The organism is Streptomyces sp. NBC_00354 (assembly GCF_036106915.1).
Taxonomy (GTDB): domain Bacteria; phylum Actinomycetota; class Actinomycetes; order Streptomycetales; family Streptomycetaceae; genus Streptomyces.
Map to the genome: position 1 here is coordinate 4,092,334 of NZ_CP107983.1, position 23,569 is coordinate 4,115,902.

29 protein-coding genes are annotated in these 23,569 nt (G+C 70.4%); 27 read left to right on the forward strand and 2 right to left on the reverse strand.

Annotation, left to right across the window (positions count from 1 at the left end; translation table 11 throughout):
• Window positions 1-47 precede the first annotated feature (47 nt).
• From OHT74_RS18475 to OHT74_RS18600, 26 genes are all read left to right on the forward strand, one after another.
• Window positions 48-863, forward strand: coding sequence for a sulfite exporter TauE/SafE family protein (locus tag OHT74_RS18475; protein ID WP_328620798.1), 816 nt, complete (start codon window positions 48-50; stop codon window positions 861-863).
• Window positions 864-928: 65 nt separating this feature from the next.
• Window positions 929-1,378: a helix-turn-helix domain-containing protein gene (locus tag OHT74_RS18480; RefSeq protein WP_328620799.1), complete on the forward strand. Its 450-nt coding sequence runs from the start codon at window positions 929-931 to the stop codon at window positions 1,376-1,378.
• The gene (locus OHT74_RS18485) at window positions 1,378-2,610 is read left to right on the forward strand and encodes a PBSX family phage terminase large subunit (RefSeq protein WP_328620800.1); all 1,233 of its coding nucleotides are present in this window, start codon (window positions 1,378-1,380) and stop codon (window positions 2,608-2,610) included. The genes OHT74_RS18480 and OHT74_RS18485 overlap by 1 nt, the downstream gene beginning before the upstream one ends.
• A 68-nt stretch (window positions 2,611-2,678) precedes the next feature.
• A complete protein-coding gene (locus OHT74_RS18490; protein WP_328620801.1) occupies window positions 2,679-3,128 on the forward strand; it encodes an HNH endonuclease signature motif containing protein in 450 nt (149 codons plus the stop codon).
• Window positions 3,115-4,590 carry a phage portal protein gene (locus OHT74_RS18495; protein WP_328620802.1) on the forward strand — a complete coding sequence of 492 codons (1,476 nt, stop codon included), beginning with the start codon at window positions 3,115-3,117 and terminating at the stop codon, window positions 4,588-4,590. Before OHT74_RS18490 ends, OHT74_RS18495 begins: the two co-directional genes overlap by 14 nt.
• Before the next feature lie 17 nt (window positions 4,591-4,607).
• Window positions 4,608-6,863 (forward strand): phage minor capsid protein, encoded by a 2,256-nt coding sequence (locus OHT74_RS18500; RefSeq protein ID WP_328620803.1) that lies wholly within the window; start codon window positions 4,608-4,610, stop codon window positions 6,861-6,863.
• A 9-nt stretch (window positions 6,864-6,872) separates the two neighbouring features.
• Window positions 6,873-7,043: a ribosome modulation factor gene (locus tag OHT74_RS18505; RefSeq protein WP_328620804.1), complete on the forward strand. Its 171-nt coding sequence runs from the start codon at window positions 6,873-6,875 to the stop codon at window positions 7,041-7,043.
• Between the two features lie 80 nt (window positions 7,044-7,123).
• On the forward strand, window positions 7,124-7,723 hold the full coding sequence (locus tag OHT74_RS18510; protein ID WP_328620805.1) for a hypothetical protein: 600 nt from the start codon (window positions 7,124-7,126) through the stop codon (window positions 7,721-7,723).
• Window positions 7,724-7,741: 18 nt separating this feature from the next.
• The gene (locus tag OHT74_RS18515) at window positions 7,742-8,752 is read left to right on the forward strand and encodes a major capsid protein (RefSeq protein ID WP_328620806.1); all 1,011 of its coding nucleotides are present in this window, start codon (window positions 7,742-7,744) and stop codon (window positions 8,750-8,752) included.
• Window positions 8,752-9,000, forward strand: coding sequence for a hypothetical protein (locus OHT74_RS18520; protein ID WP_328620807.1), 249 nt, complete (start codon window positions 8,752-8,754; stop codon window positions 8,998-9,000). The genes OHT74_RS18515 and OHT74_RS18520 overlap by 1 nt, the downstream gene beginning before the upstream one ends.
• 2 nt (window positions 9,001-9,002) lie before the next feature.
• Window positions 9,003-9,401 carry a hypothetical protein gene (locus OHT74_RS18525; RefSeq protein WP_328620808.1) on the forward strand — a complete coding sequence of 133 codons (399 nt, stop codon included), beginning with the start codon at window positions 9,003-9,005 and terminating at the stop codon, window positions 9,399-9,401.
• Complete coding sequence (locus tag OHT74_RS18530) at window positions 9,395-9,715, forward strand: hypothetical protein (protein ID WP_328620809.1); 321 nt, start codon at window positions 9,395-9,397, stop codon at window positions 9,713-9,715. The genes OHT74_RS18525 and OHT74_RS18530 overlap by 7 nt, the downstream gene beginning before the upstream one ends.
• Window positions 9,712-10,059 (forward strand): hypothetical protein, encoded by a 348-nt coding sequence (locus OHT74_RS18535; protein WP_328620810.1) that lies wholly within the window; start codon window positions 9,712-9,714, stop codon window positions 10,057-10,059. Before OHT74_RS18530 ends, OHT74_RS18535 begins: the two co-directional genes overlap by 4 nt.
• Window positions 10,056-10,487: a minor capsid protein gene (locus tag OHT74_RS18540; protein ID WP_328620811.1), complete on the forward strand. Its 432-nt coding sequence runs from the start codon at window positions 10,056-10,058 to the stop codon at window positions 10,485-10,487. The genes OHT74_RS18535 and OHT74_RS18540 overlap by 4 nt, the downstream gene beginning before the upstream one ends.
• Before the next feature lie 8 nt (window positions 10,488-10,495).
• The gene (locus OHT74_RS18545; RefSeq protein ID WP_328620812.1) at window positions 10,496-11,017 is read left to right on the forward strand and encodes a phage tail tube protein; all 522 of its coding nucleotides are present in this window, start codon (window positions 10,496-10,498) and stop codon (window positions 11,015-11,017) included.
• Window positions 11,017-11,505: a DUF7426 family protein gene (locus OHT74_RS18550; protein WP_328620813.1), complete on the forward strand. Its 489-nt coding sequence runs from the start codon at window positions 11,017-11,019 to the stop codon at window positions 11,503-11,505. Before OHT74_RS18545 ends, OHT74_RS18550 begins: the two co-directional genes overlap by 1 nt.
• Window positions 11,506-11,738: 233 nt before the next feature.
• A complete protein-coding gene (locus tag OHT74_RS18555; RefSeq protein ID WP_328623342.1) occupies window positions 11,739-14,153 on the forward strand; it encodes a phage tail tape measure protein in 2,415 nt (804 codons plus the stop codon).
• Window positions 14,153-15,061 (forward strand): phage distal tail protein, encoded by a 909-nt coding sequence (locus OHT74_RS18560; RefSeq protein WP_328623343.1) that lies wholly within the window; start codon window positions 14,153-14,155, stop codon window positions 15,059-15,061. Before OHT74_RS18555 ends, OHT74_RS18560 begins: the two co-directional genes overlap by 1 nt.
• A gap of 85 nt (window positions 15,062-15,146) precedes the next feature.
• A complete protein-coding gene (locus OHT74_RS18565) occupies window positions 15,147-16,055 on the forward strand; it encodes a hypothetical protein (RefSeq protein WP_328620814.1) in 909 nt (302 codons plus the stop codon).
• A gap of 11 nt (window positions 16,056-16,066) precedes the next feature.
• Window positions 16,067-17,173 carry a hypothetical protein gene (locus OHT74_RS18570; protein WP_328620815.1) on the forward strand — a complete coding sequence of 369 codons (1,107 nt, stop codon included), beginning with the start codon at window positions 16,067-16,069 and terminating at the stop codon, window positions 17,171-17,173.
• A complete protein-coding gene (locus OHT74_RS18575; protein WP_328620816.1) occupies window positions 17,173-18,021 on the forward strand; it encodes a hypothetical protein in 849 nt (282 codons plus the stop codon). Before OHT74_RS18570 ends, OHT74_RS18575 begins: the two co-directional genes overlap by 1 nt.
• 36 nt (window positions 18,022-18,057) lie before the next feature.
• Window positions 18,058-19,662 carry a phage tail protein gene (locus OHT74_RS18580; RefSeq protein ID WP_328620817.1) on the forward strand — a complete coding sequence of 535 codons (1,605 nt, stop codon included), beginning with the start codon at window positions 18,058-18,060 and terminating at the stop codon, window positions 19,660-19,662.
• Window positions 19,663-19,682: 20 nt separating this feature from the next.
• The gene (locus OHT74_RS18585; protein WP_328620818.1) at window positions 19,683-19,928 is read left to right on the forward strand and encodes a hypothetical protein; all 246 of its coding nucleotides are present in this window, start codon (window positions 19,683-19,685) and stop codon (window positions 19,926-19,928) included.
• A gap of 49 nt (window positions 19,929-19,977) precedes the next feature.
• Entirely contained in the window at window positions 19,978-20,784 is an 807-nt protein-coding gene (locus tag OHT74_RS18590) for a peptidoglycan-binding protein (protein ID WP_328620819.1), read from the forward strand.
• Window positions 20,785-20,852: 68 nt separating this feature from the next.
• Window positions 20,853-21,110 (forward strand): hypothetical protein, encoded by a 258-nt coding sequence (locus tag OHT74_RS18595; protein ID WP_328620820.1) that lies wholly within the window; start codon window positions 20,853-20,855, stop codon window positions 21,108-21,110.
• Entirely contained in the window at window positions 21,107-21,361 is a 255-nt protein-coding gene (locus tag OHT74_RS18600; RefSeq protein ID WP_215021421.1) for a hypothetical protein, read from the forward strand. Before OHT74_RS18595 ends, OHT74_RS18600 begins: the two co-directional genes overlap by 4 nt.
• A gap of 468 nt (window positions 21,362-21,829) precedes the next feature.
• Here OHT74_RS18600 and OHT74_RS18605 read toward each other — a convergent pair whose 3' ends face one another.
• Together OHT74_RS18605 and OHT74_RS18610 are read right to left on the reverse strand one after the other, a co-directional pair.
• Complete coding sequence (locus tag OHT74_RS18605) at window positions 21,830-22,030, reverse strand: hypothetical protein (protein WP_328620821.1); 201 nt, start codon at window positions 22,028-22,030, stop codon at window positions 21,830-21,832.
• Window positions 22,027-22,464, reverse strand: a complete 438-nt coding sequence (locus tag OHT74_RS18610) for an ATP-binding protein (protein WP_328620822.1) — start codon at window positions 22,462-22,464, stop codon at window positions 22,027-22,029. The genes OHT74_RS18605 and OHT74_RS18610 overlap by 4 nt, the downstream gene beginning before the upstream one ends.
• Window positions 22,465-22,711: 247 nt before the next feature.
• On the opposite strand from OHT74_RS18610, the gene OHT74_RS18615 reads away from it, so the two are divergent.
• The gene (locus OHT74_RS18615; RefSeq protein ID WP_328620823.1) at window positions 22,712-23,560 is read left to right on the forward strand and encodes a helix-turn-helix domain-containing protein; all 849 of its coding nucleotides are present in this window, start codon (window positions 22,712-22,714) and stop codon (window positions 23,558-23,560) included.
• The last annotated feature ends 9 nt before the right edge of the window (window positions 23,561-23,569 follow it).

Here is a 23,569-nt window from a genome sequence, read left to right on the forward strand (position 1 = left end):
GGTTCCGCTGTAGCAAGCGACAACGGCGACGGGCGAGGATGCTCGTCGTGAACTCTGACCAAAGCCTGATTTCTGCCCGCTCGTCCCACTCGGCACCCGTGGTGTTCGGTGCGGGAGCGAGCATCGGTGTACTGGGCGGGATGATCGGCTTGGGCGGTGCAGAGTTCCGGCTGCCTCTGCTGATCGGCCTGTTCGGATTCGCCGCTCTCTCCGCGGTCATTCTCAACAAAGCCATGAGCTTGGTCGTGGTTCTGGTGGCGCTGCCGGCACGGCTCGCCGCGGTCCCGGCCGCGGAAGTCGCCGCGCGCTGGCCAGTCGCAGTCAACTTGCTAGCAGGCAGCCTGCTCGGTGCCTGGGCGGGGGCTTCGTGGGCGGTCCGAATGCGCTCATCCACCCTCTACAAGGTGCTCGCAGGACTCATGGTGTTGATGGCTGTCGCCCTGGTGGTCACGCACACCACCAGCCTCGGCACGCTTGATCTGCCGTTGTGGGCACAGGTGCCCTGCGGGGTGGTGGCCGGCTTCGGTATCGGGGTCGTGGCCGCAATCATGGGCGTGGCTGGCGGCGAGCTGCTGATTCCCACGATCGTGCTGCTCTTCGGGGAGGACATCAAGACCGCCGGAAGCCTCTCGCTGGTGGTCTCCCTGCCGACCATGCTGGTGGCCTTCGCCCGCTACAGCCGCGACGGCAGCTTCGCTGTCCTCGGCGCGAATCTCCGGTTCACCATGACCATGGCCGCAGGCTCGATCGCCGGCGCTGTGCTGGGCGGCCTGCTCCTCGGTGTGTTCCCCGACCTGTTCCTCATCCCTGCGTTGGCTGTAATCCTCCTCGTTTCTGCGGTCAAGCTCGCCCGTCACGCCTGACGGGCTACACATCCTCGGCTCGCGCCGAGACTCGGAGCAGCGCAACCCGGGCAGGAGGTGATCCCGTGGCCGAGCCAATCCGCGAGCGCGACCGCGAGCAGGTGCGCCGCCTCCATTCCGAGGGCAAGAGCCGAAACGAGATCGCCCGACTCACCGGGCGCAGCGCCGCGACCGTAAGCAAGATCGCAAAGGCCGAGGGGCTCACCTTCGCAGGGGGCGCCCGCGTCGCCGCCGCGACCGATGCCCGACGAGCAGACGCTGCCGCACGCCGCGAGCAGCTCGCCGACGAGGCCCTCGACGGCGCCCTCGGCCAGGTCGCCCGCACGGCCGGCGCCGAGTCGGCGCGCGATGCCCGCGATCACGCCACCGCCGCCCGCGCCCTCACCGAGGTACACGCCCGCGTCGCCGAGCTCGCACGCCACAGCAGCAGCGGGAGCAGCGGCGGCTCAATGCTCGACCGCCTCGCCGACGCCCTGCTCGGGCCCCCGGCCGGAGGTGACCGCGAGGGGGTGTAGTGACCACCCTCGCCCCGCTCTCCCCCAAACAGGTCGACTCGATCCGCGGCGCCACCGCCCGTATCAACATCTGGCACGGCAGCGTCAGGTCGGGAAAGACGATCGCGAGTCTCGTCTGCTTCCTGCTCATGATCCGGCGCGCCCCCGCGTCGGGCCTGATCGTCATCTGCGGTCGGTCGCTCCAGACGATCGAGCGGAACTGTCTCGACGTCCTCGCCGACCCGACGCTGTTCGGCGACGTTGCGGCCGAGGTCCACCACACCCGCGGCGCCACCACGGCCGTGATCCTGGGGCGCGTCGTTCACCTCGTCGGCGCCTCGGACGCGCGCGCCGAGGGACGCCTGCGCGGCATGACCGCCTCGCTCGCCTACTGCGACGAGGTCACGCTGCTGCCCGCCGCGTTCTTCCGACAGCTCCTCGCCCGCCTCTCCGCCCCCGGCGCGAAGCTGATCGGGACCACGAACCCCGACTCGCCCCGGCATTGGCTGCGGACCGACTACCTCGACCGCGCCGGCGACCTCGACCTCGCCGCCTTTCACTTCCGCCTCGCCGACAACCCCTCGTTGAGCGAGGCGTACGTCGCCGCGCTCGCCGCCGAGTTCACCGGCCTTTGGCGCCGGCGGATGATCCTCGGCGAGTGGGTCGTCGCCGAGGGCTCCATCTACGACGCGTACGACGAGCAGCAGCACGTCGTCGACGAGCTGCCCCCGATGCGCCGCTACTGGGTCGGCATCGACTACGGCACGGCGAATCCTTTCGCCTCACTGCTACTCGGCCTCGGCGACGACGACCGCCTGTACGTGGTCAGCGAGTGGCGCCACGACTCCCGCCTCGCACACCGCCAGATGACCGACGCGCAGTACAGCCGCGCCGTCCGCGACTGGCTCGCCGAGCTGGACGTCGTCCCCGAATGGACGTTCATCGACCCGAGCGCCGCCTCGTACTCCACTCAGCTTTGGGCCGATGGGCACCCCGGCGTCACCCGCGCGGTGAACGACGTGATCGACGGCATCCGCAGCGTCTCGAACGCCCTCGACGCCGGCCTGTTGCGCATCCATCGCTCGTGCGAGGGGCTGCTCGGCGAACTGCCCAACTACGTGTGGTCAGAAGAGGCCGCCGCCCGCGGTGAAGACAAGCCGGTGAAGAAGGACGATCACAGCGTCGACGCCCTGCGCTACGTGATCCATTCGACGGCGCACGAGTGGCGCCCCCTGCTCGCGCACGCCGCGTAACCCAACCCGACCACGGCCCCCGCCGCCGAGTTGGCGCGGGGGCTTTGCCATGCCCAAGGGGGGCCGCCATGCGCGCCGACTGGACCGACCGCTTCCTCGCCCGCGTCACCGACACCCCGGCCGGTTGCTGGCAGTGGACCGGCTACCTCATGCCCAACGGATACGCCCGCTTCACCATCGACGGCGAGCGTCAGTACGCGCACCGCGCCTCGTACGAGGCCCTCGTCGCGCCGATACCCGTCGGCCTCGTGATCGACCACCTGTGCCGTAACCGCGGGTGCGTGAACCCCTCCCACTTGGAACCGGTCACGCAGCGAGTCAATGTGCTGCGGGGCGAGTCGCACGTCGCCGCCCGCGCCCGTCAGACCGAATGCATCCACGGCCACCCGTTCGACGAGGCCAACACCTACCGGGCCGGCAACGGCACCCGTAAGTGCCGCACATGCCGGACGGCCGCGCGCACCCGCGCCCGCACGCGCGCTCGGAGCAGGACGGGGGTGGACTGTGCCGCTGCCTGACAACAACATCTCCTGGCCCCCGCCGCACCTCGCCCGCTCCCTCGCCGAGATGCGCGTCGACGACGCTTGGTACTCCGGCGAACCCGCCAAGCTGACCGCCGCCTACTCCACCAACCCAAGCAGGAAGAGCGGCGCATCCCGCCTGTGGGGGCGCCGCCGCGCACCGCAGCCCGGCAAGCGCGACAACCGCCTGCACATCCCCCTCGCCGGCGACATCGCCACCGCGTCCGCCGACCTGCTGTTCAGCGAGCCGCCCACCTTCACCGTGGGGGACACCGCGACACAGGACCGGCTGAACGAGTTGAGCGACGCCGACGGCATCGCGAACACGCTGCTCGAAGGCGCCGAGGTCGCCGCCGCCCTCGGCGGGGTGTACCTGCGGATCACCTGGGATCACTCGCTCGTCGACCGGCCGCTGCTCACCACCGTGCACGCCGACGCCGCCGTGCCCGAGTTTTCGTTCGGCCTGCTGCGCGCCGTCACCTTCTGGCACGAACTCGCCTCGGACGGCGCGAGCGTGCTCCGCCACCTCGAACGGCACGAGCGCGGTCGCATCCTGCACGGGCTCTACCAGGGCACCGCCGACAGCCTCGGCCGGCGCGTCCCGCTGACCGAGCACCCCGCGGTCGCACCTCTCGCCGAGGCGCTCGGCCCCGACGGCGAGTCGATCGAGACCGGCATCGACCGGTTGACCGCCGCCTACGTCCGCAACATCGGACCCAACCGCAAGCACCGCGGCTCGGACCTCGGTCGCTCGGACTACGCCGCCCCGTTGTACGACTTGTTCGACGCGCTCGATACGACATGGACCTCGTGGATTCGCGACATCCGCCTCGCGCGCGCCCGCCTGATCATCCCCGACGCCTACTTGCGCGACCACGGCCCCGGCAACGGTGCGAGCTTCGATGCCGACCGGGAAATCTGGCAGCTCCTGAACATCCCGCCCACCGAGCAGGGCGGCATCACCCTGAGCCAGTTCGCGATCAGGGTCGAGGAGCACGAGCGGACGTCCGAGGCCACGACTCGGCAGGCCGTGCGGTCGGCCGGTTACGCCGCGCAGACCTTCGGCATCGACGACCAGGGCGCCGCGATCACGGCAACCGAGGTCAAGGCCAAGGAGCGCCGGAGCATTACGACCAGGGGCAAGAAGATCAGGTATTGGTCGCCGCCCCTCGGCGAGATGCTGCACGTCATGCTGCTGCTCGACCGGCTCATGTTCGGCCGCGGCATCGTGCCCGAGCGTCCCCGGATCGACTTTGGGGGCTTCGTCAGCGAGGACCCCACCACCCTCGCGCAGACCCTTTCCCTGTACCAGCAGGCGCAGGCCGTCAGCGTCGACACCAAAGTTCGGATGCTCCATCCCGGATGGGACGAGGACGAGGTGCAGGCCGAGGTCGGCCGCATTCTCACCGAGACCGGGCAGGCCGTGCCCGACCCCATGCAGGTGGGCGCCCTCGTCTGACCGTGTGAGGGGGTGTGATGCCGATCCACCCCGGCATGGTCGAGGATCTCTCGGCTGGCGTCCGCGACCTCTACGCGGACGCCGAGCAACGGCTGCTCGGCATCGTCGCCCGCCAGTTGACCGACGGGTTCGAGGCCCCGGGGTGGGCAACCAACAAACTCAGGGACATTCAGGCGCTGCGCCGCGGGGCGCAGGGTGTCGTCGACGCCCTCGCCGAGGCGGTACAGCTCGACGTGTTCGACGCGGTCGCCGAGGCGTACAGCATCGGCGCCCGATCCGGCCTCGCCGAACTCGGTGCGCTGCACGACAACGATCTGCGCCGGATCGCCGAGACCACGCCGGCGACGCGCGCCGTCGACCGCCTCGCCGCCGAGACACTCGATCTCGTCACCGCCACACATCGCGGGATTCTCCGCGGCGTCGAGGACAACTACCGGCAGGTAATCGCCGAGGTGTCGGCAACGCCCCTGCTCGGCATCGACACCCGCAGGCAGGCCACCCAATCCGCCATGGAGCGTTTTGCCGACCGTGGTCTGCGGACGTTCGTTGACCGCGGCGGGCGCGCGTGGCAGATGACGAGCTATGCCGAGATGGCCGTACGGACGGCGGTCGGCAGGGCCGCGGTCGAGGCCCACGGCGACAAGCTGCGCGCCGCCGGCCTCGACCTCGTGATCGTCAGCAACGCCCCGCACGAGTGCCCCATCTGCGCCCCGTTCGAGGGCAAGGTACTGAGCCTCGACGGACCGGGCGGCGCCCGCACGGTCGAGGTCGAGCACGCCGTCGAGGACGGCCGCACCGTGCAGGTGCACATCGCGGGCAGCCTCGACGAGGCACGGCAGCGCGGTTTCCAGCATCCGAATTGCAGGCACTCGGTCGCCGCCTACCTGCCCGGGGTGACCCGGCCGGCGGCCGAGGCGTCCGAGGACCCTGACGGATACGAGGCGACACAGAGACAGAGGGCGATCGAGCGCGGGATCAGGAAGTACAAGAACCGCGCCGCCGCCGCGACGAGCCCCGAGGCCCGGCGGGCGGCCGAAGCCAAGGTGAGGCAGTGGCAGGCCAAGCAGCGCGCCCACCTCGCCGAGCACCCCGAACTCATCCGGCGCCGCGAGCGCGAGCAGCCCGGCGCCGGCAACCTGCCGAGCACGGCGCCGCGCCCGCCGCAGGACGCGGTCGAGGCTGCGCGCGTCCGCTCCGGCGACGACCGCACCCTGCCGGAGATGACCGACGAGCAGCTCGGCGCCGCGATCCGGCCCGGCGTGCTCGATCAGCGCGACCTCGACCGCATCCGCGGCGAAGCCGAGCGCCGCGACGAGCAGGTGCTGCTCGACCGCATCCGACCGAACGGCAAGCTCACCGACAACCTCGCCGAGTTCAGCGACGACGAACTCGCCGCCGTCGCCGTCCACCTCGGCGACGACGACATGCTGCGGATCATGGGCGAGATGGACCGGCGCGACATCGACGCCGCCATGCCCGGCATCCGGCGCGACCTCGTCGGCATGTCCGAGCGCGACCTGGCCACCCGAGCGCGCAACGTTCCCGAGGACCGGGCGGCGATCGGCGCCGAAATTCACCGCCGAGCCGCGCTCGAGTTTTTGCTACCGGCGGGTAACCTCGCTGCCGATCTCTCCCCGTTCAGCGACGACCTGCTCGTGTGGGGGGTGCGCTACGCCTCCCCCACGGACGCCGCCCGGATCGCCGCCGAGATCGACCGCCGGTACCCCGCCACGCCGCTGCCCGCCCCCGCGGGCGCACGCGTCGCCGACACCCTCGCCACCCGGGCCGCTCTCGACGAGGCCATGCAGCCCGTACGCCTCGACGACCCGCCGCCGGCCGACCCCGACCAGTGGGGCGCCTACGGACGCGACCTCGAACGGGGCCCCGACGGGACCGAGCACATGTCCGCCGTCGAACGGTGGGCGTACGAGCGGGAACTCGAACAGCGGGCGGCGCGCGAGGCGTACAGCCGCGAGGAAATCCGCGAGATGTACCGGGAGCACGTCTATCTGCAAGTGCTCGCCGCCGAGGACTACACCCGCGGATTCATGCTGAACCGCAAGGCACGCGCCGCCGGCGTCGATCCCTTCGCCCTGTTCAGCGGCCCCGCCCACGTCGCCTACGCGAGGGCGAGTGAGGACCTGATCCGCTTCTGGGAGGAGGTCTCACCGCGCGTCACGCTGACCGAGTTCACCGAGCAGGTGACCGGCGCCCGGACCGCCGCAGGAGACACCGCCCGCGCCGCCCGTGAGGACCAACGCAACAAGTTCTAGGGGGTGATCGTGGGGTTCCGCGAGGATGCCGTGCGCGCCCGCGAGGCCGGCGCCGCCGCCGCGGTCGCCGACCGTCCGGCGACCGACTGCCCGCACCGCGGCGACGAGCCGCTGCTGCGCGCCGCATGGGTGCGCGGCTACGTCGCCGCCGAGCAGCAGCTCGCACCGCCCGAGCCGTAGCCCCTTTCTCCTCTATATAGGGCCGCCGATCCGGTGGCCCTTTTCCCTTGCCCGCACGAGCCCCGGAGGGCTATCCCGCCATGCCCGAGAACCCCGTCGACCCCGGCACCGTCACCCCGCCCGCAGGCGACCCGGCCGCCCCGCCGAACCCCGCTCCGGGCGCTCCGCCCGCCCCTGCCGCGGGCGCCGAGCAGCAGCTCGCCGAGGCGACCACCCGCGCCGACCAGGCCGCGGCCGAGCGCGATGAACTGCGCTCCGCCCTCGATGCCGTGACCCGCGCGCTCAACCCCAACGATCCCGATTCCGAGCAGGACCCGACCAAGCTCGCCGCCGCGGTCGCCGAGCGCGACCGGCTGCTCGCCGACCACGCCGCCGAACTGCGCTCCGCCCGCGTCGAACTCGCCGTCGCCCGCGCCGCCGCCGATGCGGGGGCCCGCGGCGACCGGCTGCTCAACTCCCGCAGCTTCCTCGCCGGCCTCGCCGACCTCGACCCGAACGACGTCGGGTTCGACAGCAAGCTCGCCGCCGCGATCACCGCAGCAGTCACGGCCGACCCCGACCTCTACCGCGCCGCGCCCGCAGGGCCGCCCCGCGGCGGCGCCGAGTTCCACGGCGCACCGGCCGGCGAGCGCCGCGCCGCATCCCTGCACGACGCCGTCGCCGCCCGCCTCGGCGGCTGAACGATCTAGGAGAAACCTTTGCCCACCTCACTCAGCGAGGCCCGGAACAACGCGACCGACGACGTCGACGTGCAGGTCATCGACGAGTTCCGCAAGTCGTCCGACATCCTCGACCGACTCACCTTCGACAACGTCGTAAGCCCGACCGGCGGCGACACCCTCACCTACGGATACCGGCGCCTGATCAGCCAGCGGTCGGCCGACTTCCGCGCGATCAACAGCGAGTACGTGCCGGCCGAGGTCTCGACGCAGCGCTACACCGTCGATCTCGTACCGCTCGGCGGTAGCTTCCAGATCGACCGCGTAATCGCCCGTATCGGGCCGGCCGCCTCGGGCGCTGTCACCCTGAACATGCAGCAGCTCATCAAGGCGAGCCGCGCGCGGTTCGCCGACGCCGTGATCAACGGCGACAAGGCCACCGACGCGAAGGGCTTCGACGGCCTGTCGAAGATCCTCACCGGCAGCTCGACCGAGTACCTGCCGCTGAACAACGGCGTGACAGCCGGTTTCGTCGACTGGACCACGATCACCGACAAGGGCTCGGCCCTCGCCGCGCAGCGCCACATCGACGATTGGCTCGCCACGATGGATGACGCACCCGATGTCATCTACGGCAACCGCAAGACCCTGTCGCTCTTCAAGACCATCGCCGCGTGGACCGATCAACTCGACAAGGGTACGGACGTGTTCGGCCGCCCGGTCACCGCGTACAACGGAATCCCGCTCGTCGACCTCAAGAGCAAGGCCGGCGCGAACGTGGACGTCATCGGCCTGGTGACCCGCGATCCGGACGGCGCCGGCGGGGGCGGGAACGTGACCGGCCTCGGCGATCTGTACGCCGTCCGCTACGGGCTCGACGGATTCCACGGCGCTTCGGTCGGGGGCGGCGCCCCGCTCGTGTCCACGTGGCTTCCCGAGTTCGACCGCTCCGGCGCCGTCAAGACCGGTGAAGTCGAAATGGGGCCCGTGGCCCCCGTCCTCAAGGCGACCAAGGCCGCCGCCGTGTTCCGCAACATCAAGAGCGCGTGATGCCCATGATCATGCGCATCACGGCCCCGGTCGCCGACTTCACCGGGGAGGGACCGGCCGGCGTCCAGTTCACCGAGGGCACTGCCACGACGAGCGATCCGGCAGTGATCGGCTACTGCCAGGGGGCCGGCTACACGGTCGAGCCCCTCGGCGACGATCCGCCGGATACCGAGCAGAGCAGCGAGCAGGACGGCCCGCCCGACGAGAAGTCGGCGGGCCGTTCTGCTGTCCGCAGCAAGAGGGGGTGATCGTGGCGCGACAGCCGTACGCGACCCCCGAGCAGCTCGCCACCTACACCGGACAACCCGCGCCGCCCGACGCCGAACGGCTGCTCGCCCGAGCCGGCGAGGACATCGACTCGGCCCTGCTCACCGCCGTCTATCCCGTCGACGAGGACGGCGACCCGCTCGACGCGCAGATCGCCGCCGCTCTGGCCGCGGCGAGCTGCGCGCAGGTCGAGTACTGGGTCGCCGCCGGCGACGACGGCACCGGTGCGCAGGGCCGATGGGACTCGGTCTCGATCGGCCCCGTGTCCCTCTCGGGGCGCACCGCCTCGACCCCGGGCGCGAGCGGCGTCGAACTCGCCCCGCGCGCGGCCCGAGAGCTGCGCCGAGCAGGGCTTACCCCGGGGTGGGTGGCCGCATGGTGACCCGCGTCCCGCCGTCCCTGCTCCGACACCGGATCGGCGTCGAGCCGTACCTCGGCGACGGCGCGTACGGCCCGGCATACGGGCCGCTCGTCGTGCACCCCGCCCTCGTCAGTCACACCGTCCGCATGATCCGTGCGGCCGACGGCCGAGCCGTCACGAGTACCGCGCAGATCATCGCCGCGCCCGGTCTGGACTGCCCGCCCGGATCGCGGGTCACCCTGCCCGACGGACGGATCACGACCGCCCTCGTTTCCACGGGCCACACCGCCCCCGGCCTACCGGTCCCCACATCCACGGAGGTGATGACCGAGTGAGCCGCGCCCGCCTGCGCTGGACCGGCGACGTCGCCACCGCGGCGATCCGGCAGGCCGCGGTGCGCGGACTGCTGCTCGGCGCCGAGCACGTACTCGGCGCGAGCAGGCAGCGCGTACCGATCGCCGAGGGCACCCTCGAACGCTCCGGGGCGACCTCGGTCGACGAGGCCACCATGACCGCCGCCGTCTCCTACGACACCCCATACGCGCGCAGGGTCCACGAGGACATGACCGCCCGGCACTCCCCCGGCCGCTCCGCGAAGTACGTCGAGAGCGTGCTGCCCGAGACCGCGGGCGCCGTGCAGGAACTGATCGCCGCGCAGATTCGGCGCGCGCTGCGATGACCTACACCGTCGACCTGCTCGACGGTCTCGCCCGCCTGCTGCACTCCGCCGGCGTCGGCATCTACCGCCCCGACGGCGTGTACTCCGCGGGCGAGACCGCGATCACCATCGCCGCACTTCCCCCGGTCCCCGACCGCGTGATCTGCCTCGCCGCCTACCCGGTCACCGACTCCCCCGTGCTCACCGACACGACCACCGGGATTCAGGCGCGCACCCGCGCGGGGGCCGACCCCCGCGAGGTCGACGCCCTCGACGACCAGGTGCACGAGGTGCTGCACGGCAGCGGCCCGCACTTGCTCGGCTCGGTCCGGGTGCAGCTCGTCTACCGCGTCTCGGCCGCCCCGATCGGCGCCGACGCCTCGGGCCGCTGGGAGCGGTCCGCCAACTACTACGCCCGCGCCCACCGGGCGCACCCCCACCTCGAATAGGAGGCGCCTTGAGCACCCCGACGCCCCCGGCCGAGACCGTAACCGCGCTCGCCCGCCGCTACCGCCTCGAACTGGATATGAGCACGACGCCCGGTACCCCCGCGTGGGCCTTGGTCCCCGGAGTCACCGAGTTCACGCCGAAGATCGAACCGACTCAGCAGGAGGTGACCACCTACGACGCCGACGGGTGGGCCGAGCAGGCTGTGACCATGCTCGCGTGGTCGATCGAGACCACGATCGCGCACCGCGCCCACCCCGTGACCGGGGTTTTCAACGCGGCGCAGGAAGCCCTGCGGAAGGCGTCCCGTTCGTTCGGCGCCAAGTCGTACGTGAACATCCGCTACTACGACCGCAACGGCGCCCCGGACGCGCAGCAGGGCCTCGCCCTGGTGACGTGGGAGCCCGACGGCGGGGGCCCGGATGAAGTCGACACGATCAAGATCACGCTTACCGGATCCGGCCCGCTCGCCGAGATCACCAACCCCGCGGCCGGTGGCGGGACTTTCGCCGCCAAGGGGGGTGACGCGTAGTGGCGTTCGAGGAACTGGGCGAGCTGCTCGACGAATCGATCGAGCTACCGGTGGCCGGCCGCCTCTACACCGTGCCCGCCCCGTCGGCCGAGATCGGCCTGCGGACACAGGCCCTCATCCACGCCGCCGCGGTCGCCGCGGACGGCGGACGCGCCGACGAGCAGGTGCTCGGCGACGCCGCCGAGCGCGACCTCTACCGAGACGTACTCGGCCCCGCTCACGACGAGATGATCGCCGACGGCGTGAAGTGGCCGACCCTCAAGCACGCCGCGATCACCGCCATGGTGTGGATCGCTCAGGACAAGACCGCCGCAGAGCGGTACTGGACCGCGGCCGGCGACCCTTCTCGCCTGGCCCCGAACCGAGCGGACCGCCGCAGCCAGTCGGGTGCGGCGAACTCGACCCGGTCTCGGGGCTCTTCGAGTGGTACGAGTGGCCCGAAGGATCACGCCCGCGGCGCGGGCAAGAAGGCCCGCAAGCGTCACTGACATGGGCCGCGATCCTCGCCGAGTGGCCGCTCGTCGAGGCCGACCTGCACGAGGTCTACGGGATCGACCTCAGCACTCCCGGGCTGTTGCAAGCCCGGTCCTGGCGGTGGCTGCGCGTGCGCATCCTCGCTCTTCTCTCGGCCGAGTCTCGCCTCGCCCGGGTGCTCACCCCTCCGCCTGACTCCTCCCCCACGGGAGGGACGACCGCCAGGAGGTGACCACCCGTGGCCCTCATGGTTGGCGAGCTTGCCGCCACGATCACGATCGACGACTCGGGCGCAGATGCCGGCATGGCCCGCGCCCGCGCCGCAGTGCAGGCGGGCGGCGATCAGATCGCCGCCGCGGCCGACCGAGCAGGGCAGGAAGCGGGCGACGCCCTCGGCGACGGTCTCGCCGAGGGCGCGGCCGACGGCGGCGAGCGCGCGTCCTCCGGCATGGGGGCCGCGCTGAAAGGTTTCGCCGCCGCGGCAGTTGGCGGGGCGATCGGTACCGCGCTCATGGGCGGCATCGCCGAAGCCATGGACCGCGGCAAGGTCGCCGGAAAGCTACAGGCGCAGCTCGGCACCTCGGGCCCCGTCGCCAAGGAGTACGGCAAGGTAGCCGGCGCGCTGTACTCGGGCGCGATCGTCGAGTCGGTCGCCGACGGCGCCGACATCCTGAAGGGGATCGCGCAGCAGGGCCTGCTACCGCCCGAGGCGACGCAGAGCCAGATCAAGGACATGGCGACGCGTGTCTCGGACACGGCCTCGGTCCTGGGTGAGGACGTCGGGAAAGTCTCGCGCGCGGTCGGCGTGATGCTGAAATCCGGCATCGCGAAAAACGCCGAAGAGGCAATGGACGTCCTAGTAAAGGGCAGCCAGTCGGGCACCAACGCGGCCGAGGATCTCCTCGACACATTCTCTGAATACCCGATCCAGTTCAAGGATTTGGGGCTCGACGCACAGACCGCAATGGGCCTGATGCAGCAGGGTCTGCAAGGGGGCGCACGCGATGCCGACACCGTCGGCGACGCCTTGAAGGAATTCGCGATCCGCTCGAAGGACATGAGCAAGGGAAGCGTGGAAGCTTTCCAGGCTATCGGCCTCAACGCGGACACGATGGCGAAGACTTTCACCAAGGGTGGACCCGAGGCATCAAAGGCTCTCGGGGAAGTCCTTACCCGCATCAAGGCAATCAAGGACCCTGCCGAACGGAATGCAACCGCGGTCGCCCTGTTCGGCACCAAGGCTGAGGATCTGCAATCCGCGCTTTTTAAGCTCGACCCTAAGACCGCCGTCGCCGCTCTCGGAAACGTCAAGGGCGCGACGGACGCGGCGGGCGACGCAATGCGCGATAATGCCGCAACGAAATTCGAGGTATTCAAGCGGGCGGCAATCGACAAAGTCGTTACCGTCCTCGGAAATCACGTTGTACCCGCCCTCGAAAAGGCCGCAGATTTCATCGGCGAGGGTGGCCTCGGCGGCGCGCTGCGCGCGTCCGTCGGGTGGATCTCCGAGCACTCGACGGCGCTCTCGATCGCCGCCGGCGTGATCACGATCCTGATGATTCCGACGCTCGTCGCGCTCGGAATCACCGCATGGACCACGACCACCGCCGTTGTCACCGGATGGGCCACGCAGACCGCGGCTGGCGTCGTAGCCGCGGCGCGGTTCGTCGCGCTCAACGTGATGATGCTCGCCGGATGGCTCTCGCAGGGCGCGGGCGCGGCTGCTGCGGCGCTGCGGGTGGTCGGCGCATGGGTCCTCATGGGCACGCAATCCCTAATTCAAGGCGCGCGGATGGCCGCTGCCTGGCTTCTCGCGATGGGCCCGGTAGGGCTGATCATCGCCGCGGTAGTCGGCATCGTCGCGCTTGTCGTCGCCAACTGGGACACGATCGTTTCGGCGACGTCGGCCGCTTGGGATTGGGTGTGGGGAAAACTCAAGTGGGTCGGTCAGGCAATCCTCGATTTCTTCCTGAACTGGACGCTCGTCGGCCTGATCATCAAGCATTGGGATTCAATCAAGTCGGGAACGGTCAACGCGTGGAACGCCACCGTGGATTGGGTCAAGGGAATCCCGGGGCGCATCATCGACTTCTTCCTGAACTGGACGCTCGTCGGCCTCATTATCAAGCACTGGGATTCCATCAAGAGCGGAACCGTTCGCAAGGCCGGCGAAATGCTGGATTGGGTGCGCGGACTGCCCGGAATGATATCCGGCTACTTCGGCAATTTCGGCTCGATGCTCTACGACAAGGGCCGAGATCTGGTCACCGGATTGTGGAACGGCATTAGGGCCATGGGAAGTTGGCTGCGGTCGACCCTCATGTCTTGGGCCAAAAATCTGATCCCGGGGCCGATCGCCAAGGCGCTCGGAATTCACTCTCCGTCGCGCCTCATGCGAGACAAGATCGGAAAGTTCATTCCCGCGGGAATCGTCGAGGGCATCAAAGCAGGTGCCCCCGCGATCGACCGCACCATGCGCCGACTCGTCACCGTGCCCGCCCCGCAGTTCGCCGCCGCAGGCGCCACCGCCAACAGCGCGGGCGCGGGCGGGGGTTGGGGCTCGGGCGGTCCGGCCGTCCACATCGAGAACTGGCACGCAGGCAGCGCGACCGCGGATCAGACCGCGGCGGCGCTCGCCTGGCACGCCAAGGGCAGGGGGTGATGATGGCCGCGGGCGACCTCGTCGGCATCCCCGGACACGTCCAGTTCGGCGAGCTGCTGCTCGGCCCTCACACCCCCTACCGGTGGCGGACCCTCGACGGTTGGGAGGACTCCCCCGGCATCGACTCGGGCAGCGTCAACCGGTCCGACGGCCACGGCGCCTACCCCGGCCGGCTGCTGGCACAGCCGCGGACGATCACTCTCGACGACATGGTGATCCGTACCGAGCCGCGCCAGATGGGTGCCGCCGTGCGCACCCTGCGCACGGCGACCGCGCTCCGCGACGACGAGCAGCCGCTCGTCGTGCAGCTCGACGACGAGCCGCCCCTGCTCGTGTTCGCCCGCTGCATGCGCCGCTCGATCCCCGTCGGAGTGGGCGGGTACGCGCTCGGCCTGGTGCAGGGGGCGGCGCTCCAGTTCGAGGCGAGCGACCCGCGTCGATACAGCCTCGTCGAGCAGCAGGTCGAGGCCCGGCTACCGGCGGCCGAGCCGGGGCTCGACTGGCAGGTGACCCCGGGCCCGGAACGGCTCCTCTACCCGATCGGATTCGGTACCCCGGGCAGTACCGGCTCGCTGCTCACCGTCAACGAAGGGGACGCGCCGAGCCATCCTGTGATCTCGATCCGGGGCCCGGTCTCTCTTCCCTCCGTGACCAACATCGCGACGGGCGAGGCGATCGAGTACGACCTCGACCTCGCCGCCGACGACGAGCTGATCATCGACGCCGCCGCCGGAACGGTCACGCTCAACCGGACCGCGGCGCGGCTCTACACCGCGACCGCGCGCAGCACGCCCGAGAACCTGTTCGTGCTCCCGTCCGGTACGACCTCGCTTCTGTTCCGCGCGGCGCCCGGCAGCGCCGACCCCCGCGCCTCGTGCTCGATCCGATGGCGCTCCGCCCACTGGTAAGGAGGACCCTTTGACCGTCCGTGCCGGATGGCTGCTCCCCGCAGGACAGACCCGCGAAGACACACGACTTGCGCCACTGGGGGTCATGGCACCCGAGTCCGCGATGGTCTCCCGCGACGGCGTGATCGCCGGCGGGACCGCCCTCGCTGCGACGGGGATCGCCGCCATGCAGGTGCAGATCGCCGTCGGCCGCGCCCTCGTACAGGGCACCGACGTCCAAGGCGCCTACCCGGTCGCCGTCACGGCGCCGGAGACCCTCACCATCGCCGACGGACACGCGCAGTACGGGCGCATCGACGCCGTGGTGCTGCGCGTCTACGACTCCTTGTACGACACGAGCGGGCAGACCGTCGCCCGAGTCGAGATCCTCCAAGGCGCCGCCACCGCGACCCCCGTCGCCCCGAACCTGCCTGCGGCGACCCTGCGCCTGTGGGAGATCACCGTTCCCGCCGGCACCTCGGCCGGTACCGGCGGGATCACCTGGGCGAGCGCACTCGCCGACCGCCGCCGCTACACCTCCGCATACGGCGGGATCATCCCCCGAGGGTGGGGGCTCAGCTTCGCCGGCGCCTACGTGGGTCAGTACCGCGACAACGGGATCGGCCTCGATCGGTGGGACGGCTCGGCGTGGCAGACCCTCGACCCGGTCATCGGGTGGACCTCGCCCGCCCTCGCCGCCGGTTACACCAACGGCGGTAACAGCCAAGGCCCCTTGCGGTACCGGGCGATCACGCTCGGCGGCGTTCCCCACCTGCAATGGCGCGGGGGCGTGTCGTGGACGACCAACGCCGCGCCGCCCGCCAGTGGTCAGCCGCTTGCCGCGCCGCTCCCGGCTGCGGTCCGTCCGGCGCTGCTCACTTCGGCGTCGATCGCCGCGGGTGGCGTACCGATCAAGGTCGACTGCCAGACGAACGGGCATCTCCGTCTCGTCGGTAGTGCCGGCTTGACCACATGGGCCGCCCTGTCGGGGCTGATCTACCCACTCGACGGATAGGGGGTGATCAGGTGATCGCTCCCGCGTACCGGGTCATCCTGTGCGACCTGCGAACCGATCAGGTGCTCGACATCCTGCCCGTGAGCGACGTGTCGCTCGACGACTACATCGGCAAGATCGGTACTGCCTCGGCGACCGTGCCCCTGCCGAACCGGCAGCTCGCCGCCCGTGCCCGTGCCGCCCTCGAAACCGGCCGAACCGCGATGTGGATCGAGCGCGGTCGCGAAATCTGGTGGGGCGGCATCCCGTGGACAGCCGATCTCACGAGCAATGAACGAGGGCGGCTCGGCCTGCGGATTCAAGCCGCCGGATGGGCGTCCTACCTCGACCACAGAGCGATCCTCCACACCCAACAGGCGACCGCCGTCGATCAGTTCGACATCGTGCGTGGCCTGCTCGCCTACTCCGCCGAACTGGCGGGCGGCGACATCGGGATCGAGTGGGACGACGAGCAGCTCTCGGGGACCCTCCGCGACCGCACGTACCGCCGCTACGACCAACCGCGCATACGCGAGGTCATCGACCAACTTGGTTCGACCGAAGGGGGTTTCGAGTGGCGGATCGCGAGCCACCGCGACCCGACCAGCGGCCGGCGGATCAAACAGCTTCAACTCGGGGCGCCCGTGATCCGCACGGGCGAGACAGAGATCGTTCTCGACCACCCGGGCCCGATCCTCTCCTACGGGTGGCCCATCGACGCGACCGTGCGCGCCAACACCTGGCAGAGCAGGGGCGCCTCGGACAACCGGAACCAGACCGCCGAGAGCCTGCCCCTGATGACCGAGCTACTCGTCGACGAGCAGCAGCTCGCCGCCGGATGGCCGCGCCTCGACGGCACCTCGGACTATTCCACCGTGACCGAGCCGGCCACCCTTGCCGCGCACGCGCGCGCCGACCTGGCCGCCGCCACCGACCCGCGGCCGATTCCCGAGGTGACCGTCGCCCTCGACCGAGTTCCGCTCTCGCCCGCACTCCTCGGCGCCACCGTCCGCGTGCGCATCCGGGATGACTGGTGGGCCGAGGGGCTCGACCGCCGGTATCGCGTCGTCGGCCTGGTCGTCAATCCACCCCTACGCGGTCGACCCGAGACCGCGAAACTTCTCCTGGAGGCCGCCTGATGGCAGCGATCCCCCTCGACCTGCTCGACCGCATCCGCGAACTCGAACGCAAGGTGCGCGAGCTGACCGGCCGCGCCCAGATGAGGCCCGCCCTCGATCAGATTCTGCACGGCGACATCCGCATCGGCGAGGGCGGACAGCTCATTGCCCAGACACCCGAAGGCGTCGTGACCCTGAAAGTCGGCCAGACCCCGCAAGGGGACTGGGGGCTCTTCCTCCGTCGCGCCGACGGCACCCGAGCCCTGACCGTCGGCGACGACATCCTCGAAGACGATCAGATGATCCGCGTGTGGTCGAGGGACAAGGACGCCCCCGACAAGGTGCTCATGATGGATGACGCATGGTCCGACCGCTTCCTCGGCCGCCCCCTGCTCCCCATTCAGCTCCACCCCACCGAACGACAGCACACAGCCTCGACCCAATGGGAAACGGCGTGGTGGGGCACCGGGCCCGCAACGCACGCCGTCGCGCACATCGGCCTCAGCACCTACGCCGGCACCGGCGGGGGACAGGTCAGGGTGATCATGGAACCCGACGGCATGCCCCCCGTCACCCTCGCCGAATACGACTGCCCGGCCGGCACATGGACGAACCGCGAGATTCAGCAGCCCATGCACGGCATCGAGTACATGCAGTGGGTCGACTGGACGATCGAGCACCGCAACCAGCAGCCGAACCGCGACATCGAGACGCGGCTGTTCTACGCGTGGGGCCGACACACCTTCAACCCCAGTGAAGCGCCGAGCCTTCCCAACCGCACGCCCCCGGCCGCGGCTGCCGCCGTATCCCCGCCGCCCGCCGCGCGAATGCCACAGCCCGAGCAGGGCCTGCGGACCATCGACGACTAAGGAGGTTGCGCCCTGCTGCCCCCGTCCATACCCACCGTGACCGTACGCGGTCGCTTCCTGGCCCCCGACGGCACGCCGTTGTCGGGGGCTCTCGTTTTCCGGGCACCCGCGACCCTGACTTTCCCGCAGGCCGACGTCATTCTCGGCGGACCGGTGAGCGTCCCTCTCGACGCGCAGGGAGGGGTCGAGGTCACCCTGCCCGCCACGGACTCACCCGACATGGACCCGATCGGGTGGGCGTACATGGTGACCGAGCAGCTTGGCGGAATCCCGCTCGGCCGCTCGTACAACGTGCTGTTGCCCCGGGCGCAGCCCGAGGTCGACCTCGCCGACATCGCCCCGACCGACCCGGCGAAGCCCAACTATGTTGGCGTACCGGGCCCGCAGGGCGAGCGCGGGCAGACCGGCCCCCCGGGGTCGCGGATCTACAGCGGCGCCGCCGCGCCCGCGGTCGGCCTCGGCGTCGACGGCGACCTCTACGTGCGCTACGAATCCTCGACGGTCCTCGGCGTCACCTCGACCACCGTCTCGACGTGGCAGCGCACTACCGGAGCATGGGCGCAGCTCGGCGGCGACATCCGCGGCGCAGCCTGGTACGTCAACACGGCGAGCACGCCGAGCACGGGCACCCGGCCGGGTGACTTGCTGCTGCGCACCGATACCGGCGACCTGTGGCAGCGCGGCGCGTCCGGGTGGGGTACGGCCGTGGGGAACCTGCGTGGCCCCGTCGGAGCGACCGGCGCGGCCAGCACCGTACCCGGACCGCAGGGCCCGAAGGGCGACACCGGCCCCGCCAGCACGGTACCCGGGCCACAGGGCCCGAAGGGTGACCCGGGCTCAGGCTCGGTATCCACGGTGAACGGGAGCGCCGGCCCCGACGTCGTGATCACCGTCGCCGGTAAGACGGGAACCGCAATCAGCCTCGTCGCCGCGGACGTTGGCGCGCAGCCCACGGGCACGGCGGTACTCCTCACCGGAGCGCAGACCATCGCGGGCGCCAAGGTTTTCAGCAGCGTCCCCTCGTCGAGCGTCGCGCCGACCGCCGACACTCACCTCGCCCGCAAGAGCTACGTAGACGCGTTGGGCGGGGGGTCCTGGCTTCCGACCGATCTCGGATTCAGCGGTTGGGCGTTCGACCCTGCCGTGTCCAACAGCGGGCAGAACCTGCTCGCCGGATACGTCTACCTGTGCGGGATCACCCTGCGCGTGCCCACCACCGTGACGAACGTGTGCTTCTACTCCTGCGGGTACGGGGGCGGGACACTGGCCGCGACCAGCTTCGCCGGCCTCTACAGCGCCGCCGGGGTCCGCGTCGGCGTGACGGCCGCGCTCTCGACGATCTTCACCGCGAACGAGGGCTCGACGGTGGTTTGTCCCTTGGCCTCGCCGTACTCGGCGCCCGCCGGTAACTACTGGGTCGCCATCGTCACCAACGGGCAGACCGCGAGCCCCTACAACGGGCCCGTACTCGCGCGCGGCGCCAACCTCGGCACGAGCCCCGCGGGCGCCGCCGCCATGCCGGGCGCCTTCCGCCGCGCGGCACGGCTCACCGCCACCGGGCAGACCAGCCTGCCCGCCAATTTCACCCCCGCCTCGGCCCTTACCTACGACGCCAACGCCATTTGGGCCGCAGTCAGCTAACCCCCAAGGAGACACCTTCGATGACCATCAGCGCCGCCACCCTCAAGACCGCGATCAGCAGCGACGAATCGAAGATCGCCCCGTACCTCGACGTCCAGTTCACCGACCGTGTCGGCGTTACCCCGTACGACGGCCTGACCGATGCCGAGCGCGAGAGCGTGCTCACCGCCGCACTGACCGCCGCGGTCGCCGCGCTGCCTGCCCGATTCGTGCACGTGGTCGGCGAGCTGATCACCGAGACCACGGCCGAGGTCGCCCGCCGGTAGACCCGCCCCGCTCCCTTTACCCGCAGCCCCCACCATGGGGGCTTTTTTCATGTCCGGAGGACCCTTGCAGTTCATCAGCCGCGCCCAGTGGGGCGCTCGACCGAGCCGGTACAAGCTCGCCTACATCGCCGACACCCGTGGGGTGAAGGTGCACTACGAGGGGACGTTCGTACCCCCGTCCCTCGCCGCCGCGGACGCGCACGGACAGTGCGCAGCGCGGGTCCGGTCGATACAGGCGAGCCACCTCGCGGACGACGACGAGGATTACAGCGACATCGCATACAACCTGCTCGTTTGCCCGCACGGCAGCGTGTTCGAGGGCCGCGGCGCGCACCGCAAGACCGGCGCCAACGGCACGGCGGCGCTCAACTCGCAGCACTACGCAGTGTGCGCGCTGCTCGGGTCCGCAGGTCTCACCGAGCCGACCGACGCACAGCTCGCCGGCCTGCGGGACGCAATCGACTACCTGCGTGCCGAGGGCGACGCCGGACCCGAGATCAAGGGACACCGTGACGGACACCCGACCGCGTGCCCCGGCGGCCCCCTGTACGCATGGGTGCAGCGCGGCGCCCCGCGCCCCGGTGGCGGGGGCGGCACCCCGGCGCAGCAGTTCGAACCGTTCCCCGGGGTCGCATGGTTCAAGCGGTCGCCCCGCTCGGCTGTCGTAACCGCCATGGGTCGGCGCCTCGTCGCCGAGGGCTGCTCGGCCTACCGCGAGGGCCCCGGCCCCCAGTGGACCGAGAGCGACAGGCAGAGCTACGCCCGGTGGCAGCGCCACCTCGGCTACTCCGGCGACGACGCCGACGGATGGCCGGGCCCGACCTCGTGGGCCGCGCTCAAGGTCCCCAAGGTCTGATCCCCCGCGCCCTTGGCCCGCCCGCAACCGCGGGCGGGCCGTCCCCACCCTGTGGATAAGGAATCCCCATGACTGACGCTTCCCGCCGCACCCTGCGCACCGTCGTGCAGACCGTGCTCGCCCTCGCCGCCGGACTCCCCCTGATCATCGACGCCGCGGGCATCCCGCAGGCCGCCGCCGGCGTCGGCCTGGCCCTCGCCGTCGCGGGCGGCGTAACCCGCGTCATGGCCCTGCCCGTGGTCGAGGCCCTGCTGCCCGCATGGCTGCGCGCCGCCCCCGACCGCGACGCCGAGCTGCTCGCCCTCGACCGGCAGGGGCGCCCGTGACCGACCCTTCCCCGTCCGACGTCGCCCTCGAACTGGAAAGGCTGCGCGGCGTCGTCGAGGCAGGGTTCGCCCGCATCGACGGTAGCCTCGCCCTGCTCGTGCAGCGGTCTGACCAGGTCGACCGGCAGCTCGCCGACCACGAGGCCCGACTCGACGCACTCGAAAAGTCCCGGTGGCCGCTCCCGAGCGTGCTCGCCCTCGTGGCCGTGATCGGCCTCGCCCTCACCCTCTGGCAGACCGCCGCCCACTGAACGCGACACGCCCCCGCCCCGGCCTCGTGGCCGGTGGCGGGGGCGCTCTTTTCGTTTGGCAGGCAAAAGCAGGGGGGCCCTCGACGGTGCACTCGTCGAGGGCCCCCTGCTCGGGAATCACCGTGCAGGCGATCTAGGCGACCGCGTGCACGGGATGTGCTCCCCTTCCACCGCCGCCCGCCCCCGCGTGGGAGGCACTATCCGGGCGGGCGGCGTGGTCTGTGCTGGATGGCCTCGCGTGTCGCCTACGCCCAACCGGCGACGCCTCGGCGTCCGGTGGCACATGCGCCTCGACGAGCACGAGTACGGGCTCTTTCCAGCAGTAGCAGCGGTACTTGCGTCCGGGGCGATCCGGCGCCGGCGTCACCGCGCGCCGAGCACTCGGCATCGAGGCCCACACCCATACGAGGACGAGCAGACCAAGGCTCACGGCGATCGAGATCCAACCGACGATCACAGGGGTGAACATCACTCGGCTACCTCGCTCACTGCACCGTGGTCACAGATGGACTTGCCGAACAGCTCGGCGAGTTCAAACAGCAGGCTGCGCGCGTCCGCCTCGGGCACCTCGCAGACCGGAATATTCCTGCCGTCGACAAGCCACAAGACGGGCTCGCCACTGACCGCCCCGGGGCGGAAGACAGCCCCGATGGGCCGTTCGATCTTCACGCCGCCCCCTCGTAGTCGATGCTGAATCCGAGCCGCTTCGTACCGGTGCCGTTGGTGCTGACGTCCCATCGGTCTGCAAGCCGCGACAGGAGGAGCAGACCGCGGCCGTGCTCTGCTCGCCACGGTGGCGCGGTGCGGGGCGGCCGGGGTAGCCACTCGGGGCGATCGTCGTTCACCCAAACAGTGACCCCGGTTGAGCCAAGGGAGACGTCTACGGTGATCAGGGCGGTACGCGTGTGCTGGTAGGCATTCGTGACCACCTCGGACACGCACACCCGAAGCTGCTCGGCAATGTCCTCGTGCCCGAAGGCAATCACCAGCACGGCCACTAGGTCGCGAAGAATCCTCGGCGTCGTCGCTGCACGGGGCGCAACGAACCTGTAGCTAACCCCCAGGTCGGGCGGGGGTGCAGGAGGTAAAGCGCTAGTTGTCATCTCGTCGTCTCCCAACGCGGTCGGGGCGCGTGTGGGCAACGGTCCGTGTCCCTGACCACCATCCCCGGGGCGCCCTCAACAGGCGTACAGGTGGCTGCACTTCGGACCGCCGCACGCAGTGAGGCGCCGCCTCGAAGCTAGGGCACAACATAGGGACGGCGCAACAGTGGGACGGCCGTCGCATCAAGACGGGTGGACCGCGACGCCGTCGGGACGGCACACTCATACGCGGAAGAGAGGGAGGGCAATGCCGCCGAGGAGCTACCCAACCGCCCGGCAGAAGAGGCTGGGCGCCGAGCTGCGCAAACTGCGCGAGCGCGCTGGCATGAACGGAGCCACCGCTGCCGCGTTCCTGGGCGGTGAACGCGCCCAGATCAGCCACATCGAATCCGGTCGATACGGCGTCAGTGACGAACGAGTTCGGCGTCTCGCAGCCCACTACGGAGCAACGGATCGCTACCTTATCGACGCTCTCGCGAGAATGGCAGAGGAGCGCTCGAAGGGGTGGTGGGATGACTACCGCGGCATACTCTCCCCGGGATTCTTGGACGTTGCCGAGCTAGAATTCTGGGCCTCATCCCTTGACATCATTCAGATGCTTCACATTCCTGGTCAGATCCAGACTGAAGCGTACGCAGGAGGGCTTATTCGTAGCGGTGTCTCCGACCTCGCGGCAAGCGAGGTGAGCACTCGCGTCGAGCACCGCATGCGACGCCGCATCATCTTTGATCGGCCCAACCCAACACCGTTCACGGCGTTCATTCACGAGGCAGCCCTGCGCATGCGGTACTGCGACGCCTCAACCATGAGGGAGCAGCTCGCATTTCTCTGCGAGGTCTCGGAGTGGCCGTCCGTGAAAATTCACGTCATTCCATTCGAGCGCCAGATCACCGGATCAGTCCATTCCATCCTCTACGCCGGAGCGACCATTCCGGCGCTCGACACAGTTCAGATCGACAGCGCTTTCGATAGCGGCTTTCTGGACGCCGAACCGCAACTCGCCCGGTACCGAGAGCTACTCGAATCAATCAAGTCGATCTCTCTCGGAACCGAGGCGTCGCGTAAATTCATTCACCGCATCGCTCAGGAAATGTGAGTCAAGGCG

Excerpts from the sequence above, each read along its gene's own strand:
- OHT74_RS18490 (WP_328620801.1), top strand. The coding sequence starts at position 2,679 with ATGCGCGCCGACTGGACCGACCGCTTCCTCGCCCGCGTCACCGACACC.
- OHT74_RS18500 (WP_328620803.1), top strand. The coding sequence starts at position 4,608 with ATGCCGATCCACCCCGGCATGGTCGAGGATCTCTCGGCTGGCGTCCGC.
- OHT74_RS18510 (WP_328620805.1), top strand. The coding sequence starts at position 7,124 with ATGCCCGAGAACCCCGTCGACCCCGGCACCGTCACCCCGCCCGCAGGC.
- OHT74_RS18520 (WP_328620807.1), top strand. The coding sequence starts at position 8,752 with ATGCCCATGATCATGCGCATCACGGCCCCGGTCGCCGACTTCACCGGG.
- OHT74_RS18530 (WP_328620809.1), top strand. The coding sequence starts at position 9,395 with ATGGTGACCCGCGTCCCGCCGTCCCTGCTCCGACACCGGATCGGCGTC.
- OHT74_RS18540 (WP_328620811.1), top strand. The coding sequence starts at position 10,056 with ATGACCTACACCGTCGACCTGCTCGACGGTCTCGCCCGCCTGCTGCAC.
- OHT74_RS18555 (WP_328623342.1), top strand. The coding sequence starts at position 11,739 with ATGGTTGGCGAGCTTGCCGCCACGATCACGATCGACGACTCGGGCGCA.
- OHT74_RS18560 (WP_328623343.1), top strand. The coding sequence starts at position 14,153 with ATGATGGCCGCGGGCGACCTCGTCGGCATCCCCGGACACGTCCAGTTC.
- OHT74_RS18565 (WP_328620814.1), top strand. The coding sequence starts at position 15,147 with ATGGCACCCGAGTCCGCGATGGTCTCCCGCGACGGCGTGATCGCCGGC.
- OHT74_RS18575 (WP_328620816.1), top strand. The coding sequence starts at position 17,173 with ATGGCAGCGATCCCCCTCGACCTGCTCGACCGCATCCGCGAACTCGAA.
- OHT74_RS18585 (WP_328620818.1), top strand. The coding sequence starts at position 19,683 with ATGACCATCAGCGCCGCCACCCTCAAGACCGCGATCAGCAGCGACGAA.
- OHT74_RS18590 (WP_328620819.1), top strand. The coding sequence starts at position 19,978 with ATGTCCGGAGGACCCTTGCAGTTCATCAGCCGCGCCCAGTGGGGCGCT.
- OHT74_RS18595 (WP_328620820.1), top strand. The coding sequence starts at position 20,853 with ATGACTGACGCTTCCCGCCGCACCCTGCGCACCGTCGTGCAGACCGTG.
- OHT74_RS18610 (WP_328620822.1), bottom strand. The coding sequence starts at position 22,464 with ATGACAACTAGCGCTTTACCTCCTGCACCCCCGCCCGACCTGGGGGTT.
- OHT74_RS18615 (WP_328620823.1), top strand. The coding sequence starts at position 22,712 with ATGCCGCCGAGGAGCTACCCAACCGCCCGGCAGAAGAGGCTGGGCGCC.